The sequence below is a fragment of the Longimonas haloalkaliphila genome (assembly GCF_055379825.1).
The window spans coordinates 3,537,912-3,553,241 of the sequence record NZ_AP043948.1; the positions used below are offsets into that span (position 1 = coordinate 3,537,912).

Genomic DNA, 15,330 nt, shown 5'->3' on the forward strand with positions numbered 1-15,330 from the left:
GTGACACTTTCCTGATCAGTTAGCCCTCTTTCCCTGCATGACAAGCGAACGTAAAGCTGCCTTCGTGGCTGGCGCCAGCATCGGACTTCTACTTATCCTTGTGGATGCACTTTTCTTGCGGATGGCGGGAGCTGTTGCCGTTGGCATTCTGCTCATTCGCCTCTGGGAGCCCGCCTCCGGAAAGGCTATTCCGATGATTGAGGGCGCTCGCATGGGCATCGTAGCCGGCCTTGTTATGGGCGTAACCCGGCAGTTCGTGCTGCTCGTGCTTGTTGCGATTGGGGCACTATTCGACCCTGCGCCCGGCTTAATGCAGCCCCCCGACGGCGAGGTCCTGCACGCGTTTGAGCAAAACTGGGGCATCAACTATTACACCTTCAACATCTTGTTCGACATCTTCGGGGGTGCTGCAGTAGCAGGTCTCGGGGCGGTCCTCGGGATCCGCTTCTACGAGCAGAAGGACTAAGAACCTGAAAGCATGTCGCGAGCTATGTAGCTAAGTGAGTCGGCGAAAATACGTTTACACCCTGTCATCGCGAGGAGGGAGCTCGCAACCGACGCGGCGCTCCTTGCAGTGACAGACTCGAAGATTCTTTTGTAGGCCTGCTTAGTTATGCAGCGTCGCGTGCACTTGCTGCCCGCCGGCAATGCAGCAAGCACGTGTTGGCTTGTGCAAGCTGTATGTATATGTAGATGCCTACCTGATCTTGAGGACCTATGAATCTCTACACCCTTATCGCGCTTGGTCTTGTCATATACATTGCCCGCGACCTTCTTCGCGTCTGGGTAGAGACGCGCGCTGATGCGACCGCTGCCTCAGCGTTGCGCGCTCGTGTAGCCTCTCTTGAGAGCGACCTTGAAGAACGCACGGACAACCTCCAGCGCGCCGTAGATACCCTCCAGAAAACGCAAGCGAAGCTGTCGACTCGTATCGAGCACCTGGAGACCATCGTAACCCACGAAGCCTGGGATCGCATGCAGCAAGGCGACGCTCCTCCCCTCGACTTTCCGGACCCCACAGAAAAATCCACAGAAGAACCCGACCCAGAGACCCTTGCTGCACAGTGGGCGCGGCGCCTGCGTCCGTGACAGTAAATACTCTTGTGCCCGATTCGCACAGGTAACAACGCCGCTTCTGCTTCCTTTTTACATCTTACGCTTGCGTTTTTCCACACGCGGATGCATTTTCTATCAGCGTGGAAACAGGATCTACTCCCACCACCCACCCGCAGATCATCTGGTAGAAAGCTATGGCAGGCAACTGTGTAACACAGCTGTTAGTACGCTTTTCAAGATGGCTTCTGGAATAAAAGTTGCCAACAGTTAAGTACTGAAGCATGATCTTTCGATTTTCCCACCCGCTTGGCATCTAACACCTCCGCTTTTATGCCAGATGCTGCATCCCCCCTACTTCAGAGCCCGTGCTCTATCTTCGGCAGTTCGTTGTGGCTAACTCGCGCTCGTCTCTATCGGACCCACATTGAGCTTTCGGGATGGACCTGGTCAGGACGCGTGCTGCGCCGCATCCCTCTTCCCAAAATTGCCCACATTCGCTGGTGGGGAGGCAAGGAAGACGTCAACTTGGAGCTCACGCTCAACGATGACCGTATCGTTGCGCTTTACCTGCGTGAAGGCGTTGGGATATGGAATTATACGCTACGTCGCTTCTGTAAGAACTGTGCCTCTCCGTCTTCAGCGGGTGGCATGGAACGCACCACGCTCAACAGGGTCGGACTACATCCCTTGTAGTCTACCAACCGACCCGGTTTTTTTCTTATGCCCGTTCATGCTGCACGCCTTTCTGTATATGGCACTCTGCTGAGCACCATGCCAGCTGTTATGCTGGCTCTCCTGCTTGCAGGTCCAGCCGTTGCCCAGAACGTAGATCATGTCGAAGACGAGACGCTGGCAGGGGAGCTGGCCATGGTCGACGAGTTGCGCAAGCAGGGGCAATTCATGGATGCCTTCGGGCGCCTGAATACCCTCTTGGGCGACTATCCGGATCATGTAGAGGTGCTCTGGCGCCTGTCGGCGACCGAGGTAAACCTGGGCGAACAACGTGGTTCAACATCCCTGTACGAACAGGGACTGGAAACGGCCAATCGGGCATTGGAGGCTGACTCAACCAACGGCCTTGCTCATTTCGTGCGCTCTATGGCCGAAGGACGACTCGCTCTTGAGGCTGGCACGCGTGAGCAGATCGAACGCTCACGCGCTGTAAAGTACCACGCCGATCGGGCTATCGAACTTGACGAATCGCTTGATGGCGCTCTGAACGCCCGGGGGCAATGGAACCGCGAGGTAGCCAGCCTCGGATTCATGTCGCGTGCTATCGTGCGCACGGTCTACGGCGGTCTTCCCGATGCATCGTACGAGCGGGCCGTGGAAGATTTCAAGGCCGCGTTGGACATCGAGGATCGCATCTTGCACCGCTACGAACTGGCACGCACCTATGCCGTTATGGACCAGCCCGAAAAGGCACGCGAGCAGATCGAAATCCTGCTCGATATGCCCAACGTGTATTACGACGACCCCGACCTGAAAGAGGACGCGCGCGCCTTGCTCAACGACCTGTAGGTTAACGGCTTCTCGCTACTCTACTTTGCCTTCTCGTTTGCACTGCATCACAGTATCCTGTCTTTTACATGGCATACTCTGCGGAAATTAGCCGTGAGCAGCCCACCGCCTTCATTTTTCTGCTGGATCAGTCTGCCTCGATGCAAGACCGTTTTGGCGGTGCCGAACAGAAAGGCGACGCCGCACCAAGCAAGTCGCGCGTGCTCTCAGATACAGTGAACCGTCTTCTGCAGAACTTAGTGCTGCGATGCGCGAAAGAAGACGGCGTACGTGACTACTTCCACATTGGCGTTATCGGCTATGGGCAGCGGGTGCAGCCGCTCATTCAGCCTGCCGAGTCTGTAGAGAATAGCACAGGACTGATTCCTATCAGTCACCTTGCCGAACGACCCAAGCGCATGGAGGAGCGCTTGCGCACGGTTGATACGGGCGACGGTCGCACCGAGGAGCGGCGCGTGAAGGTGCCTGTCTGGTTCGACCCGCATGCCAAGAACGGCACGCCCATGTGCCAGGCGCTCGACCTGGCCGCACAGTCGGTACGCACCTGGATCGACCAGCACCCACATAGCTTTCCGCCTGTCGTGCTGAACGTGACCGACGGCGAAGCCACCGATGGCGAGCCGCTTCGCTATGCCCAGCAGCTCCGCAGCTTTGCGACCGACGACGGTGAGGTGCTGCTCTTCAACGTGCACCTCTCCTCCTCAGAAGCACCTGCCGTAGAACTCCCTTCCTCACCAGGCGAGTTGCCGCGCACTGACGAGTATGCCGAGACGCTCTACCAGATGTCGAGCACGCTCCCCTTCTCGATGCGCGCCGCAGCCGAACAAGAAGGCTACACGGTCAACCTCGACACCCGTGGATTTATTTTCAACGCTGACCCTGTAGCGCTCGTCCGTTTCCTCGAAATTGGCACGCGCCCAAGCAACCTGCGCTAAGAACCTGTTTTGATTTCTTAATTTGGGCTCCGAGCGGCGGCGCTGGACTGGGGCCGAAGGGCATGCCCCTGGTGCAAATTGCCCACGATGTCGGCCCGTAGCCCCGGCTACGAACCGCCATCGGGGTCCAATTTTCGCCTCAGCGGCGCTCGCTCTCGCCTGCAAACCAAAACCCAAACAGGCTCTAAGCCTGTGGCCGGCTTACACGTACCATAACGACCCCGCGCCCCCTCTCTTCTGCTGCCTTCTCGAAGCCCCTCGCTCGCGCTATGCCTGCCGCCGATGTAGAAGTCTGGAGCGTTCCTAAGTCCGGACATGCCGAGCATGAGAACGAGGATGCAGGTGCAGCCGCGAGCGCAGAATGGCCCGTACATGCAGCCGTCGCCGACGGTGCCACCGAAGCCGCGTTCTCACGGGCCTGGGCCCGCGAGCTGGTCCAGCGTGCTGTATCCGAGGGCGTCGTTGCTCCCTCTGAACGTGCCCTGCAGTCATGGCGTGCCGCGTGGCGCGACCGGATCGCTCCGCGTCTTGAGATGCGTCCCTGGTATGTCGCCGCCAAAGCTGAAGAAGGGGCCTACGCCACATATCTGCATGTGCAGTGCCGTGCCAGTGGCGAATGGAAGGCGGCCTGTGTCGGCGACTGTGTGCTGTTTCAGCTGCGCGGCGATGCGCTCCACCTTGCATGGCCCGAGACCGACCTTGACGCGTTCGACCACCGCCCTGCCCTTATTTCTACCACCCCAAACAGCGTGCCCGATGTGCATACTGAGCACGGCACCTGGAGGCCGGGCGACCGTTTCTTGCTTGCAACCGATGCCGCCGCGGCCTGGCTGCTTCGCGTAGGTCCCGCTGAGGCCCTTTTGTGGAATGCTGATTCATTTGCAGACGCTGTTTCCAGCGCCCGCGAAGCCGGGCGGTTACGCAACGACGATACGACAATCCTTCTGCTTACGCCGCATCGGTAGCTCCTGCTCACCTGTCCGTTTCACCGCGCCCGATTGAATTGCTTATGGCTGGCTACCCTACGCCAAGTGCCTACCAAGAGGCCATCCAATTTCCTGAAACGGCGTTCCTCGACGACACGCTTCAAAACGCGACGCCCCGCACCAACGTGCTTGGTCTTCCCCAGCCCATCAGCGGGGCCTTCGCTGTCGTCTTTCCAATGACGACCGAGACGGGACGCACCTGGGCCGCCAAGTGCTTTCTGACAGACGTGTCTGACCAGCGGTCGCGCTACCGGGCCGTTGCGTCTTACCTTGCCGACCACCCGCTCCCTGCTCTTGTCGCGTTTGACTACCAGCAGCCGGGTATCCGGGTTGAAGGCGATACCTTTCCACTTCTCAAGATGGAGTGGGTCGAAGGCACCGCTCTTAACACCTGGATACGGAAGCATCGCGACGATACCGAGGCCCTCAAGGCACTGGTGGATGCGTGGGTCGATCTAATTAGTGAACTGGAAGACATCCAGATCGCTCATGGCGACCTGCAGCATGGCAATGTGCTTGTGCAAGACAATGCAGGCACTCCTACGCTGCGGCTTGTCGACTACGACACGATGTACGTGCCCGCACTCGACGAGCGTGAGAGCCCGGAGGTGGGGCATCGCAACTACCAGCATCCCGACCGTACCAAGCGAGACTTCGGGCCCGGCCTCGACCGCTTTGCCGGGCTGGTGGTCTACACCGCGCTGCATGCGACCATTGCGCGCCCTGCGCTCTGGGAACGGTTTGATACGGGTGAGAACCTGCTCTTTCGCGATAGCGACTTCTACGATCCCGACGACTCACCTCTCTTCGATGCGCTCCACGCTACCGATGCTCTGGATCCGCTCGCATCCACCCTAAAAACTGCATGCTACGCGACGCCCGACCAGCTTCCTTCACTGGGGGACGTGGTGTCGGGAGCCGGAGTCTCTACTTCTTCTGTGAGTGCAGCAGCAGCGCAGACACGACGTGCCGAACGGACCGCCCCGCGCACGGCTCCACGCTCTGCGTGGGCTCGCTGGTTCCTGCCTACGCTTGTGGCTGCGACCGGCCTGGCTGTGGTATTCGGCGGACTCCTTGCCCCGGTTGCCGGGGTAGTCATAGGAGGACTCGGACTTGCGGCGCTCGGGGGAGGAGCTGCGTACCGGTACCGCGATCATCCGATTGTGCGTCGCCAGCGGCGGCTTCAGCACGAGATTGATCGGTACACAGCGCTTATCGAAACGATGGAGCGCGAGCTGGATACCCTGGCCAAGCAGAAAAAGGAGGTCAAGACATCCGTTGAAAAGCGCCGTGCTGATCGGTTGGAGGAGGTGCGAGACGAGGCGCTCTACGACAAGCTTAAATACCACTTTATCGGCGAAGTGGGGGTCGTTGACGGCGTGCGCCACCGCGATGTAGTGCAGCTTAAAGCCCACAACATTCGCACGGCCTACGAGGCGAGTGCGGAGGCTGTCGCGCCGATACACCGCATCAGTGACGCCACGAAGGCCCGGATTCAGATGTGGCGGAATAGCCTGAAGCAGTCCTATGCTGATGCCATCCCAGACTCGCTGTCGCCAGCCGAGGAGCGGCGCCTGCAGCGGTACATCGTGCAGCGTGTGGAACGCATCGAGACAGAGGCGGCACGCGTTCGCGAAAAGATTCGGGCTTACGAGGCCGAGCGGCGGCGCGTGCAGCAGCGAGCCGAGGAGCAGCCGGCGCTTTCTGTTGGGCGATACGCCACGCACCTGTTGTACCTGACTGACCTCCCCGCTGTAGAGCAGGGTCCCCCCCGGCCGACGTCTCCTTCTAAAGCGAGCGAGGTCTCCCCTTCCAAAAAAACATCGCCGGCACCAGTCCAGGACGGGGTGTGGTGGAGGCAACCCTCGTAAGACAGCCGTTATAAGGCAGCGTTTCGCTGTTGCTGGAAGAGCTCTGTGCTACATTGCGCTGCATTGCGCTGCACACCGGCATGCAAGCTCAAACGATAGCGGTTCAATGAAATGATAAGTGGTTGTCACGTAGGCTACTTCATCACGTAGCCTCTATCTACTACCGCTCAAACTATGGGCGTGTAGACCGCTTGTCTACTCATCGGTGTCGAGCAGCTCATCGACGGTGAGGTCTGAGCGGCCTTCGTCGGGTGTATCGCGCACCAGTGCAAGGATAGCTGCATGCGGTACAATCAGGTAGTCTGTGCCCTCAAAGCGAATCTCAGTGGACTTCTCACGCAAGAAGAAGGCATAGTCGCCGACTTCGGCTTGAAGCGGGAGGTAACGAACGGGCTGTTCGGTCTGCTTCCAGGTTTCGCTCTCTGAGTATTCCGGGTTGGGCGTCAGATACCCCGGCCCGGTCTTAACGATGCGTCCTCCTTTGACATTTTCTTTAGCAGACACGGTCGCCGGGAGCAACAGGCCCGAATCGGTTTTCTGTTCGCCATCACGGGGCTTGATCAAGACGCGGTCGCCAACAACAAGAAGCGTGCTCATAGACGGAGGGTATCGTAAGAAAACACATGCGTGTGCTTTACGACCGTCTCCGACGGTGGGTTCGTGTGCAACTGTGTGATTGCTGCAATCTGCACGGGTAGGCAACTACCTGAAAGGCCCGCCTCAAAGACGCTTGGAGGTGCCGTCGCGGTACGTATAACGTCCTGGCTGTGCATTACGCCTACAACCAGAAGAAGAGAATGTATATAAACGCGCTAACGAGTCCGGCAGCGAGGGTAAGCCAGCGAATGGCGCGGTCGACTGAGTTTTCCATAGCTATTGTATTGCGGGGCAGAGACCAGTGGGGGTGGTGGCTTCGAACGAAGCGCTTCATGGAGAACGCCGTAGACGAAGTGGTCTTTCACATGTACTGACAACAACGGTCGGAATAGGAGAATGCAATACTCCAAACCTTGCGTGTGTATGTTCGACATTTAACTATAGCAAAACATGCTCCACTTTGCAATAAGTTCGATAACTCTGTGCCGGCAATATACCTTTATTTAACTATATTTTCTAATATTATGACTAAAACTGCTCAGAATCGGGGGCTTCTTCTAACAGCTTTTGAGATACGTTACAAAGCGTTTCAGCTATTGGATGATATACGCATCGTAATGCAGGAGATTTACTTCTCGCCTCAATCATACCGACTACATGCAAGGCTGCACTCCATGATAACGTAACGCCTGCTCCGCCATATCCGTAATTATGAACCACGGGGCGCCCTCCGGTATGCTCCCAAGATAACCGTATGCCATCGCCTTCTGGATCGCGTACGTACCGGAGCCCGCTCACGACACGCACAGGCAAAGAGCGAATGTCTACGCCCGTCATAGAGCTGATAAGTGCAGCGTTCAGGTCCCACATGGCCTCGGGTATAACGACGCCATGCACACGCACCGTGGGCTCGCGCAGTGGCGTTGTGTACGCTCCGTGTTCATTAGCCGGATGTTTTGTTCCCCCTACGACCCACGCTGACTGACGAGGATAGAAGTATATTCCTCCGGGTGTGCTTCCTGGCGCTGGATAGACGTGGTAAGCAGGCTCGTAGTTGTATGAAGCAATGGGGGACGCCTCGCGCCACGTCGTAGCCGATGCAGGTGGACGCACGTGCAGGAGGTGGCCGTGGCGATATGCAGCCGGCGCCTTGTCTTCAAACAGATGTGGCGCGGCGTATCCGAGGCAGTTTACCCACAGGTCGCCGGGCCACTCAGAGCGACGTTCGCGCGTGAGGTGCCGGCGCCGCACGCATCCACCCAGTTCGCTATACAGCGCATACAGCTTACGCATGTACGTTGGCGCGTCGACGAAGGTCATATCGAACGACCACCCATAGAGTCCAGACGCTTCATCACGCTGTGGCAGTCCTGGATAGCCGCGTCCATCCTCAGGGAGGAGCGCCAGCCGGCGTAGCGTATCCAGATAATCAGGACGAGATGGAGGCGTTTCAAAGAGTTCGGCATGGCGCTGGATACGCACGCCCCAGCCAGGACGTCCGCAGAACACGTCGAAGAGCTGCTGGCTCCAGCGTGTATGGCGTGCTTCGTTTGTGACGTGCACCGTGTGCGGAATCACGGAGGCTGCCGGGTAGAGGCTCGCAAAGCGCAGGTAATCGGCCCCGTATTGCTGATGCGGGGTAGAGGACGTCAGCAGCGTGGTGCAATGTCCCCGTGCCTGGAGCAGTGTTGCTGTTGTAATTCCTGCGATGCCCCCTCCGAGCACAACAATATGCATAGATTTGACAGATTCGGAGGTAGCCTTCTATGAAGTAGCTCTCTACAAAAGGACGTGGTTTGCGCGAACAACACCGGCTCATTGCATCGCATGAATATGCCGGCTGGATGCACAGCCCCGCACCTAACGCAGATTACCGCTTGCGCACCATAATCCAGTTACGGCCTGCATCGTCGCGATACAGATGCACATCTACCAGCGTCGGGCGCATTTTGTAGGTGAACGTGTAAGTGAAATGCTCATCCATCTCGCCAGAAGCGATGCCTTCCCGGAAGCGCCCATAAAAGATGCGGTTGTTGCTACACGGGGCCAACTCGTTGAAGTAGTTTTGTCCGAGTGCTTTCTCGGGATTTACGCCGCTAAGCTCCGACTCATATCGGTTGAAAAATTGCACAGTTCCTTCATCGTCAAGCTCAATGATACCGAATGAAGCAGCATTGCGTTCTTCTTCAGAAGCATCGCGCAGCTTTTCGCCGACAAGCGGATCGTCAAAGGCAAGATCGGTAGCCTCTGCAGCATCGGAGGCATTCGCAGTGCCATCTGCAGCATCGGAGGCATTCGCAGTGCCATCTGCCTCATCTCCTGCACTGGAATCGGCATCGCCTCTGGAGGCATCTTCCGCGGCTTCCTCCGTCGTGCTGGTTGAGCCCTGTTTCGAGATCGTTTTCTCGTCTTCGGAACGCACCTTGGAGATGCGACCTGATTTTTCTTTAAGATACGAGAATAGGTCGGAAGTTGCAGAATCACTCATAGCAGTAGGGAGCATGTGCAGCAAACAAGGAGCCGTACGCCGGGCGGCTGACCGTCACTGGTCAGACGTACGCAGAAGAATCCATGAGGTATCGGTCTCAGAGTCGTAGTACAGATGTACCAGCGCGACAAACGGTCCGCGCCAGCTCGTTGCATCAAAGAGATGCAGGAAGCGCGCATCGAGCCGTTGTTGGCGCTGCCCTTCGTAGAAACGTCCGTAGAACGAGTCGGCAGCCGTGCTTGGCGCCAGATCGAGGAAGAAGTGGGTATCGAGGGCTTCTTCCCGTGAGCGCATGCGGTCGAACAGGGGCAGAGCGTACGCCTTATCGTTGAGCGACGTAACGTGCCCATCGTGATCAACGGCGATAGCAGCAAAGTCGAGATCATCGCGCTCCTCGGCGGTGAGCGATGGCAACTGACGCCGGGTGGCGGCGTCAGCTACGGACGGCGCAGCATGCCATACAGGATGTGGCTGTTGCTCCACTGTCGGACTGGCTGCTGGGGCTGTGGGTTGGCCAGATGTATCATCGTCGCTGGATGCGGGGGCAGCTGTCGCTTTAGCAGCGCCGGTCTCTTCACCGTTTGATGCCGCCGCTGCGCGTGATTGCTCGGCATCGTACTGATCGAGCCGGTCCAACACTTCTTCCGGTGTTTCTACGTCCAGCTTCTCCTGCAAGGTTTTCCAGGCCTGTGAACCGCCTATCTCGCTCTCGTATTTCGAACGGAGCGTTTCAACCTGATCGCGCAGTTCATTGATCTGCTCTGTTGCCTCTTCTGCCGACTCGAATCCTTCGTCGGTGAGCGTTTCCTTCTCTTGGTAAAGCACTTCAAGCTGATCGACCATGCTCTCGACAAGGCGATCCAGTCGTTCTGGGCTTCGTGTGCCCTCTTCATCGCCGTCATCGAATGGGGCACCCTTCGTTTCGTCACGGTCTTCGTAGAGCGTTTCAAGCTGCACGTTCATGTCTTCTACCATCTGAATGATGGCATCCGGATCAGAGATACCCAGTTCATCTTGCAGTTTCTCTTGTCGCGCGTAGAGCGCCTCGAGCTGTTGGAAGGTATCCTGGTTTTCGACTGGGAGAGATGCCGCTGATGCACGTGCTTCAACGTTGCGATATAGCTCGGCAAGCTGTTCATTCATGTTCTGAATCATGCGCACCGCCTCGTCGATGCTATCGATACCGAGCTCGCTAAGCTTCTCTTGCTCATCGTAAAGCTTTTCGATCTTGGTATCCATGCTCTCGGCAAGTCCAAGAATCTCCTGGGCTTTTTCGACCGAATCAACGCCCAGCATCTCTTGCAGTCCCGGAGGCAGGTCGCCGTTTTTCTCGTTGACATCGTGCTGTATGTAGAGGTCGTCGAGCTGCTCATCCATGCTCTGAATCATGGAGACGGCCTGCTCAGCACTCAGGCCGTGCTCTTCAAGCGTTTCATGCTCCTGCGCCAGCATCTCCATATCTTCGGTAAGCTGCCGCACCATCTCCTCCATCTCACGAGCATCGTTGGCTGACGCGATACCGAGGATCGACTCGATCTGGTCGAGCGTCTCGCGGGCTTCAAGCGTACCTTCATCGGGTAGCGGAGCCTCAGCGAGACGATTGATCTGCTCGGTGAGCACCTCCAGGAATGAGGAGACATCTGCAGCCCGGTCAATGCTAAGCGTTTTGGGCACGTCCATGCCCAGGCGGTCCAGTGCGCGACGCACTGACGTGCTCAACTGATCAAGCTTTTCTACAAAGGTTTCGGCTTCGCTAATCGTTGAGATGCCGAGCACAGCGCGGATCGAAGACGCTGCTTGCAGGACCTCGGTGTCGGGGCGCGTGCGTTTCTCGGTCCGTGCTTCGTTGAGGCGCTCGTTTTCGCGCTTCAGCGTTTTCACGTCGGCGACCACTTCGGTGGCATCGTTGTACCCTGCCTCCAGAACTGCCTGACGATCTTCGTAGAACGCATTTGCCTGTTGCTTCAGCGTCTGGATACGATCGAGAGCGGTCTCGTAGGTTGCTGCATCCAGCGCTTCCAGCAGCGCGTTACCCGACGTATCCTCCCCTGACCGGGTCACTTCCTCAAGGCGTGTCTCCAATTTGTCATTGCGCTGGCGGAGACTCGATATCTTTTTGTGCAGACGCGTGAGTACCTGCTCAAATTCGCTCAGGGTGACGAGGTCGTCCGATACGTCGTCGCGTTCATCCAGTGCGTCGAGCTGCTCTTTCAACGTCTCAACCCGAGACACGGCTTCGTCGGGAGTCTGTGCTCCGAGAAGCGAGCACATTTTATTCCAGGGCTCGACGAGTTCATCTGGAGAGTAGCGAGAAGAGGATGGCTCAGCCATATCAAATAAGCATCGTGAGTAGAGCGGACCCGTTAGCAACGCATGTTTTGAGCGCATGCCATGCTGCGGGCTATGTTGCACCGCACGCAAGGGCGAGTGCACATTATTTGTGATGCATGCAGAACACGTAACGAAGTGGCTGCACAGCAAGGTTCCACAACAGAAAAAGTCTCGCTAAAAGGTTTCTATTGTGTTTCTATATTGTATTTCTACGGGACACTTTTCTCGTAAGCGCATCTTTCTCGCAAGTAAATGCTGAAGGCAGATTATGCCTCCCACGCACCCTATCTACCACGCTGTTAACACAAAGAAACCCGGCTCACAGATGCAGCGGACTTGTTCTCAACATGAGACCTTCTTTTTTCACGGTTTGCCAGGCGACTGTAATGAATTCGGTATATGGCTTCGTACCTTGCAGCATTTGCGTGTCTCGTTCATTTGAGAAAAATGTGCAGTCTAGGCAATACAAATTAGCTAACGCTCGCACAGTCCGTGCATTGTCGCATTGCCTCACTGTCCATCCTCGAACAGACACGTATTTCCTCCTCCACAAGCGCGCTCGCTCATCAGCCCGATATGGACGCTACACCAACCACTGAAATAAGCACCGAAGAGCAACACGAGCGGGTCCACGACGCCCTCGAATCCCCCCTCGATACCCAGTGGGGCCAGGTACTAGACCAGTGGGATAGCGGAACGCTGGCGCAGAAGCGAGCTGTCCGTGCTTACGTGTCGGGCCTGCGCAATCGGATCATCCAGACGCTCGACGACCTGGACTCTGTCGATGAGATTCGTCAGGCTCTTGCTGTGCAGTATCTTGAAATGAAGTGTCATTGGACGCTTCTTAATACGCAGATCCAGAGCCAAACGGCTCGGAACGGCATGCCCGATGGGCCGCTCATGTACCGCGCTACGTGCGTCAGCCTGATCATTCAGGCCATCGAGCCGCTGCTGTCTCAGAGCCGCATCGATACCCTTACGCAGATGCTGGCCGAGCCGTTTGACTGAGAACCTGTTTTGATTTCTTAATTTGGGCTCCGAGCGGCGGCGCTGGACTGGGGCCGAAGGTCATGCCCCTGGTGCAAATTGCCCCCAATGTCGGCCCGTAGCCCCGGCTACGAACCGCCATCGGGGTCCAATTTTCGCCTCAGCGGCGCTCGCTCTCGCCTACAAACCAAAACCCAAACAGGCTCTGAGAGTAAGTACTGCCGGACAAAACGTTGCAGGCGGATCTGACTCCGCTATAGGCATCTTAGGCATCTGTGCTTACGTTTCCGCTACGGTAGCCTACGGTAGCGGCTGTACCGCAACGTTCTCAAGTTCGACAGTTGACACGAGCTCTACCGCGTCGTCTCGCCAGTGGGCCGGGTACCTGCTTAGCGTTCCCGGTTCGATCGACTCGGAGACGTAGTTACGATAGTCGGCAAAGCGCACACCTTCCATCCGGCGTACGTTATATGCTTCTCTGAAGCGCGTCCCCTGATCTTCTTCCGGGCCTCCAACTCCGAACGCGTAGGCCATGTAGTCCATCGCATGTGTGTTCGCATCGAACCAGTAGAGGAACTCATCCTGGTAGTCGGCCCCGCCTCCTTGACCAAAGGTCACCGCTACACGGTGATAGCGCGTCTCCCCAACAGTGTCGAGGCCGGCATACGTGGCCTGTACGGGCGGGTCCTGTAGCGGATAGGGCAACAGTGCGAAGTAGGCTACTGAGTTGACCGTGGTCTCGATGGATCCACGCGTATCAGCATCGATCGCAACGGTATCGGCCTCTACTACCCGGTAGACATCCTCGTTTGTAATACCCTCAACCACGCGCTGGTCAAGCGAATCGGCGTATGCACGGCGGTAATGGAAGCGACCGTCTTCTCGCTCCAGCGTGAACTCTGCCCCGCGAAATGTAAACGTCACGATAGCACGATCCAGCACATCGCCGCCGTGCGCATCGATTACGGCGTCTATGTACGCTTCTACATTGGTAGCAGGATCAGGCTCTTCTGCCGCGCAACCGGCGGCCCATGTCGCGATAAAAACGGACAGAAAGAGTATGCCCGCCCGTATCCCTCTTGTTTTACACATCGCGATCATGGGCCCTTTGCTTTGCGAAGGAAATAGGAGCCGGTTTATTCTTCGTCAGCTACCGAAAGCTCAACCGGAAGGGCAGTCTCGGCCCAGTGCATCAGCAGCGTTGCCGACGTGTCGCTTACTGCTTCGAACGAGAAGCTCATCTGCTCACGGAACGTGTCGGCCTCATATGGCATCACGTCGGTGCGTAACACGTCTTCCTCTGCATCATAGTTGTAGGCTCCCCACTGATTGGCGACAGCGTTGAGGACAACGGTCCATGCATCGTCATCCGCCGGAATCGTGAATAGCGCGTAGGTCCCTGCCTCGACCCGCTCGCCCTCCACGTGTACATCGCTGGCAAACGTAATGGTCGTTGCCTCGTTGGCACCGGTGCGCCATACCTCGCCGTAAGGAACGAGGTTGCCGAAGATGGTGCGCCCGCGCACAGACGGGCGTCCGTATGTCACTTGCACATCGGTCGTGCCAATTGTCTGATGCACTTCCGCATTGGGACTTACGCGCGGCTCGTCGGTGCTGCGTTCTTGCGCATGTGCAGACACGCTCGTCGTAAACAGCAGCGCACCAGCCACAAGGATGGCACTCAAGATTCGAGGGCTATGAAGCAGGATAGTCATATGATTTTGGGATAGACGATTAGAGTAATACGTGGGTGGGTTTTACGCTAATATGCGTATATATATCGCTACGGTCAAGCCCAGGCGGCGCCTCCGCCTCAATGCGATGCAACCGTTATGCAACCCTTTGGGGATCGTGGAGTGCCATTTACCTGAGCTCCCCTCCTCGGACCTGGCAGACCGCGCCTAAAAACACCATGTATGAACATCTATGGAGGGCTCTTACCGGTGTTCTATCTGCCGGATTTCCTCTTATAGGTTCTATCGCAGGGGTTCTATCGCAGGGGTTCTATCGCAGGGGTTCTATCGCAGGGGTTCTATCAGACGCCATCTCATCAATACGCAATCTTATCAACTTGTCGACTTTCACTATGACCCGTGTCGGATCGCTGCTACACACTTCTGGATACAGAAAGTTTTGTCTGGCTACGTGTTTGCTCGCTATGGCAGCACTTGGCCTCGCCGGGTGCCAGTCGGTAGCTCCCTTTTCGGAGTCGGACGAGCCGTCAGACGAAGAGACGCCCCGTGCTGACGAGATGCCCGCGCGTCCTTTTTACGTACAGGTAGGTAGCGCCGAAAGCCGTGCCGATGCCGAACAGACCTGGCAGCAAGTAGTGGCCTGGTGGGAGGCTACCGACGCGCCGCCCGAGCCGCTGCGCCGCTACGCAGAGGCCCCCGTGCGCGTCGTGTGGCAGGCACCACTCTACCGCGTTCGTGTGGGTCCGATGGCGAGCCGCGACGAAGCCAATGCAGTGCGGGATGTCCTACGCAGCCGTTTTGAGAGCGCTTTTATCGCACGCGGCACGCCTTAGAGCCTCATGCCTTAGAGCCTGTTCTCCCCCT

At 57.3% G+C, this 15,330-nt stretch carries 15 protein-coding genes; 9 read left to right on the plus strand and 6 right to left on the minus strand.

Annotation, left to right across the window (positions count from 1 at the left end; genetic code table 11):
• The first annotated feature begins 37 nt into the window (after positions 1 to 37).
• From ACZ48V_RS13825 to ACZ48V_RS13855, 7 genes are all read left to right on the plus strand, one after another.
• Positions 38 to 466, plus strand: a complete 429-nt coding sequence (locus ACZ48V_RS13825; RefSeq protein ID WP_464540044.1) for a hypothetical protein — start codon at positions 38 to 40, stop codon at positions 464 to 466.
• Between the two features lie 251 nt (positions 467 to 717).
• Positions 718 to 1,089, plus strand: a complete 372-nt coding sequence (locus tag ACZ48V_RS13830) for a hypothetical protein (protein WP_464540045.1) — start codon at positions 718 to 720, stop codon at positions 1,087 to 1,089.
• Positions 1,090 to 1,386: 297 nt separating this feature from the next.
• Positions 1,387 to 1,749, plus strand: a complete 363-nt coding sequence (locus ACZ48V_RS13835) for a hypothetical protein (protein WP_464540047.1) — start codon at positions 1,387 to 1,389, stop codon at positions 1,747 to 1,749.
• 27 nt (positions 1,750 to 1,776) lie between these two features.
• Complete coding sequence (locus ACZ48V_RS13840; RefSeq protein ID WP_464540049.1) at positions 1,777 to 2,577, plus strand: tetratricopeptide repeat protein; 801 nt, start codon at positions 1,777 to 1,779, stop codon at positions 2,575 to 2,577.
• 68 nt (positions 2,578 to 2,645) lie between these two features.
• Entirely contained in the window at positions 2,646 to 3,512 is an 867-nt protein-coding gene (locus ACZ48V_RS13845; protein ID WP_464540051.1) for a vWA domain-containing protein, read from the plus strand.
• Positions 3,513 to 3,781: 269 nt separating this feature from the next.
• Positions 3,782 to 4,477: a protein phosphatase 2C domain-containing protein gene (locus tag ACZ48V_RS13850; RefSeq protein WP_464540053.1), complete on the plus strand. Its 696-nt coding sequence runs from the start codon at positions 3,782 to 3,784 to the stop codon at positions 4,475 to 4,477.
• 44 nt (positions 4,478 to 4,521) lie between these two features.
• On the plus strand, positions 4,522 to 6,369 hold the full coding sequence (locus ACZ48V_RS13855; RefSeq protein ID WP_464540055.1) for a BUD32 family EKC/KEOPS complex subunit: 1,848 nt from the start codon (positions 4,522 to 4,524) through the stop codon (positions 6,367 to 6,369).
• Between the two features lie 195 nt (positions 6,370 to 6,564).
• Here ACZ48V_RS13855 and ACZ48V_RS13860 read toward each other — a convergent pair whose 3' ends face one another.
• The 4 genes from ACZ48V_RS13860 to ACZ48V_RS13875 form a co-directional block, all read right to left on the minus strand.
• Positions 6,565 to 6,966, minus strand: a complete 402-nt coding sequence (locus ACZ48V_RS13860) for a co-chaperone GroES (RefSeq protein ID WP_464540057.1) — start codon at positions 6,964 to 6,966, stop codon at positions 6,565 to 6,567.
• 528 nt (positions 6,967 to 7,494) lie between these two features.
• Complete coding sequence (locus tag ACZ48V_RS13865; RefSeq protein WP_464540058.1) at positions 7,495 to 8,703, minus strand: FAD-dependent oxidoreductase; 1,209 nt, start codon at positions 8,701 to 8,703, stop codon at positions 7,495 to 7,497.
• Positions 8,704 to 8,836: 133 nt separating this feature from the next.
• Positions 8,837 to 9,454 (minus strand): PAS domain-containing protein, encoded by a 618-nt coding sequence (locus ACZ48V_RS13870; protein ID WP_464540060.1) that lies wholly within the window; start codon positions 9,452 to 9,454, stop codon positions 8,837 to 8,839.
• Between the two features lie 54 nt (positions 9,455 to 9,508).
• Entirely contained in the window at positions 9,509 to 11,785 is a 2,277-nt protein-coding gene (locus ACZ48V_RS13875; protein WP_464540061.1) for a hypothetical protein, read from the minus strand.
• A gap of 576 nt (positions 11,786 to 12,361) precedes the next feature.
• On the opposite strand from ACZ48V_RS13875, the gene ACZ48V_RS13880 reads away from it, so the two are divergent.
• The gene (locus ACZ48V_RS13880; RefSeq protein ID WP_464540063.1) at positions 12,362 to 12,793 is read left to right on the plus strand and encodes a hypothetical protein; all 432 of its coding nucleotides are present in this window, start codon (positions 12,362 to 12,364) and stop codon (positions 12,791 to 12,793) included.
• 279 nt (positions 12,794 to 13,072) lie between these two features.
• On the opposite strand, the gene ACZ48V_RS13885 is transcribed toward ACZ48V_RS13880, so the two are convergent.
• Positions 13,073 to 13,864 (minus strand): DUF6503 family protein, encoded by a 792-nt coding sequence (locus ACZ48V_RS13885; RefSeq protein WP_464540065.1) that lies wholly within the window; start codon positions 13,862 to 13,864, stop codon positions 13,073 to 13,075.
• 44 nt (positions 13,865 to 13,908) lie between these two features.
• Positions 13,909 to 14,487: a DUF2911 domain-containing protein gene (locus tag ACZ48V_RS13890; protein ID WP_464540067.1), complete on the minus strand. Its 579-nt coding sequence runs from the start codon at positions 14,485 to 14,487 to the stop codon at positions 13,909 to 13,911.
• Between the two features lie 443 nt (positions 14,488 to 14,930).
• Here ACZ48V_RS13890 and ACZ48V_RS13895 point away from each other — a divergent pair, with 443 nt between their 5' ends.
• Entirely contained in the window at positions 14,931 to 15,299 is a 369-nt protein-coding gene (locus tag ACZ48V_RS13895) for an SPOR domain-containing protein (RefSeq protein ID WP_464540069.1), read from the plus strand.
• Positions 15,300 to 15,330 lie beyond the last annotated feature (31 nt).

What these genes read in the sequence shown, in the direction of transcription:
- ACZ48V_RS13825 (WP_464540044.1), top strand. Translation starts at nt 38, where the DNA reads ATGACAAGCGAACGTAAAGCTGCCTTCGTGGCTGGCGCCAGCATCGGA.
- ACZ48V_RS13830 (WP_464540045.1), top strand. Translation starts at nt 718, where the DNA reads ATGAATCTCTACACCCTTATCGCGCTTGGTCTTGTCATATACATTGCC.
- ACZ48V_RS13835 (WP_464540047.1), top strand. Translation starts at nt 1,387, where the DNA reads ATGCCAGATGCTGCATCCCCCCTACTTCAGAGCCCGTGCTCTATCTTC.
- ACZ48V_RS13840 (WP_464540049.1), top strand. Translation starts at nt 1,777, where the DNA reads ATGCCCGTTCATGCTGCACGCCTTTCTGTATATGGCACTCTGCTGAGC.
- ACZ48V_RS13845 (WP_464540051.1), top strand. Translation starts at nt 2,646, where the DNA reads ATGGCATACTCTGCGGAAATTAGCCGTGAGCAGCCCACCGCCTTCATT.
- ACZ48V_RS13850 (WP_464540053.1), top strand. Translation starts at nt 3,782, where the DNA reads ATGCCTGCCGCCGATGTAGAAGTCTGGAGCGTTCCTAAGTCCGGACAT.
- ACZ48V_RS13855 (WP_464540055.1), top strand. Translation starts at nt 4,522, where the DNA reads ATGGCTGGCTACCCTACGCCAAGTGCCTACCAAGAGGCCATCCAATTT.
- ACZ48V_RS13860 (WP_464540057.1), bottom strand. Translation starts at nt 6,966, where the DNA reads ATGAGCACGCTTCTTGTTGTTGGCGACCGCGTCTTGATCAAGCCCCGT.
- ACZ48V_RS13865 (WP_464540058.1), bottom strand. Translation starts at nt 8,703, where the DNA reads ATGCATATTGTTGTGCTCGGAGGGGGCATCGCAGGAATTACAACAGCA.
- ACZ48V_RS13870 (WP_464540060.1), bottom strand. Translation starts at nt 9,454, where the DNA reads ATGAGTGATTCTGCAACTTCCGACCTATTCTCGTATCTTAAAGAAAAA.
- ACZ48V_RS13875 (WP_464540061.1), bottom strand. Translation starts at nt 11,785, where the DNA reads ATGGCTGAGCCATCCTCTTCTCGCTACTCTCCAGATGAACTCGTCGAG.
- ACZ48V_RS13880 (WP_464540063.1), top strand. Translation starts at nt 12,362, where the DNA reads ATGGACGCTACACCAACCACTGAAATAAGCACCGAAGAGCAACACGAG.
- ACZ48V_RS13885 (WP_464540065.1), bottom strand. Translation starts at nt 13,864, where the DNA reads ATGTGTAAAACAAGAGGGATACGGGCGGGCATACTCTTTCTGTCCGTT.
- ACZ48V_RS13890 (WP_464540067.1), bottom strand. Translation starts at nt 14,487, where the DNA reads ATGACTATCCTGCTTCATAGCCCTCGAATCTTGAGTGCCATCCTTGTG.
- ACZ48V_RS13895 (WP_464540069.1), top strand. Translation starts at nt 14,931, where the DNA reads ATGGCAGCACTTGGCCTCGCCGGGTGCCAGTCGGTAGCTCCCTTTTCG.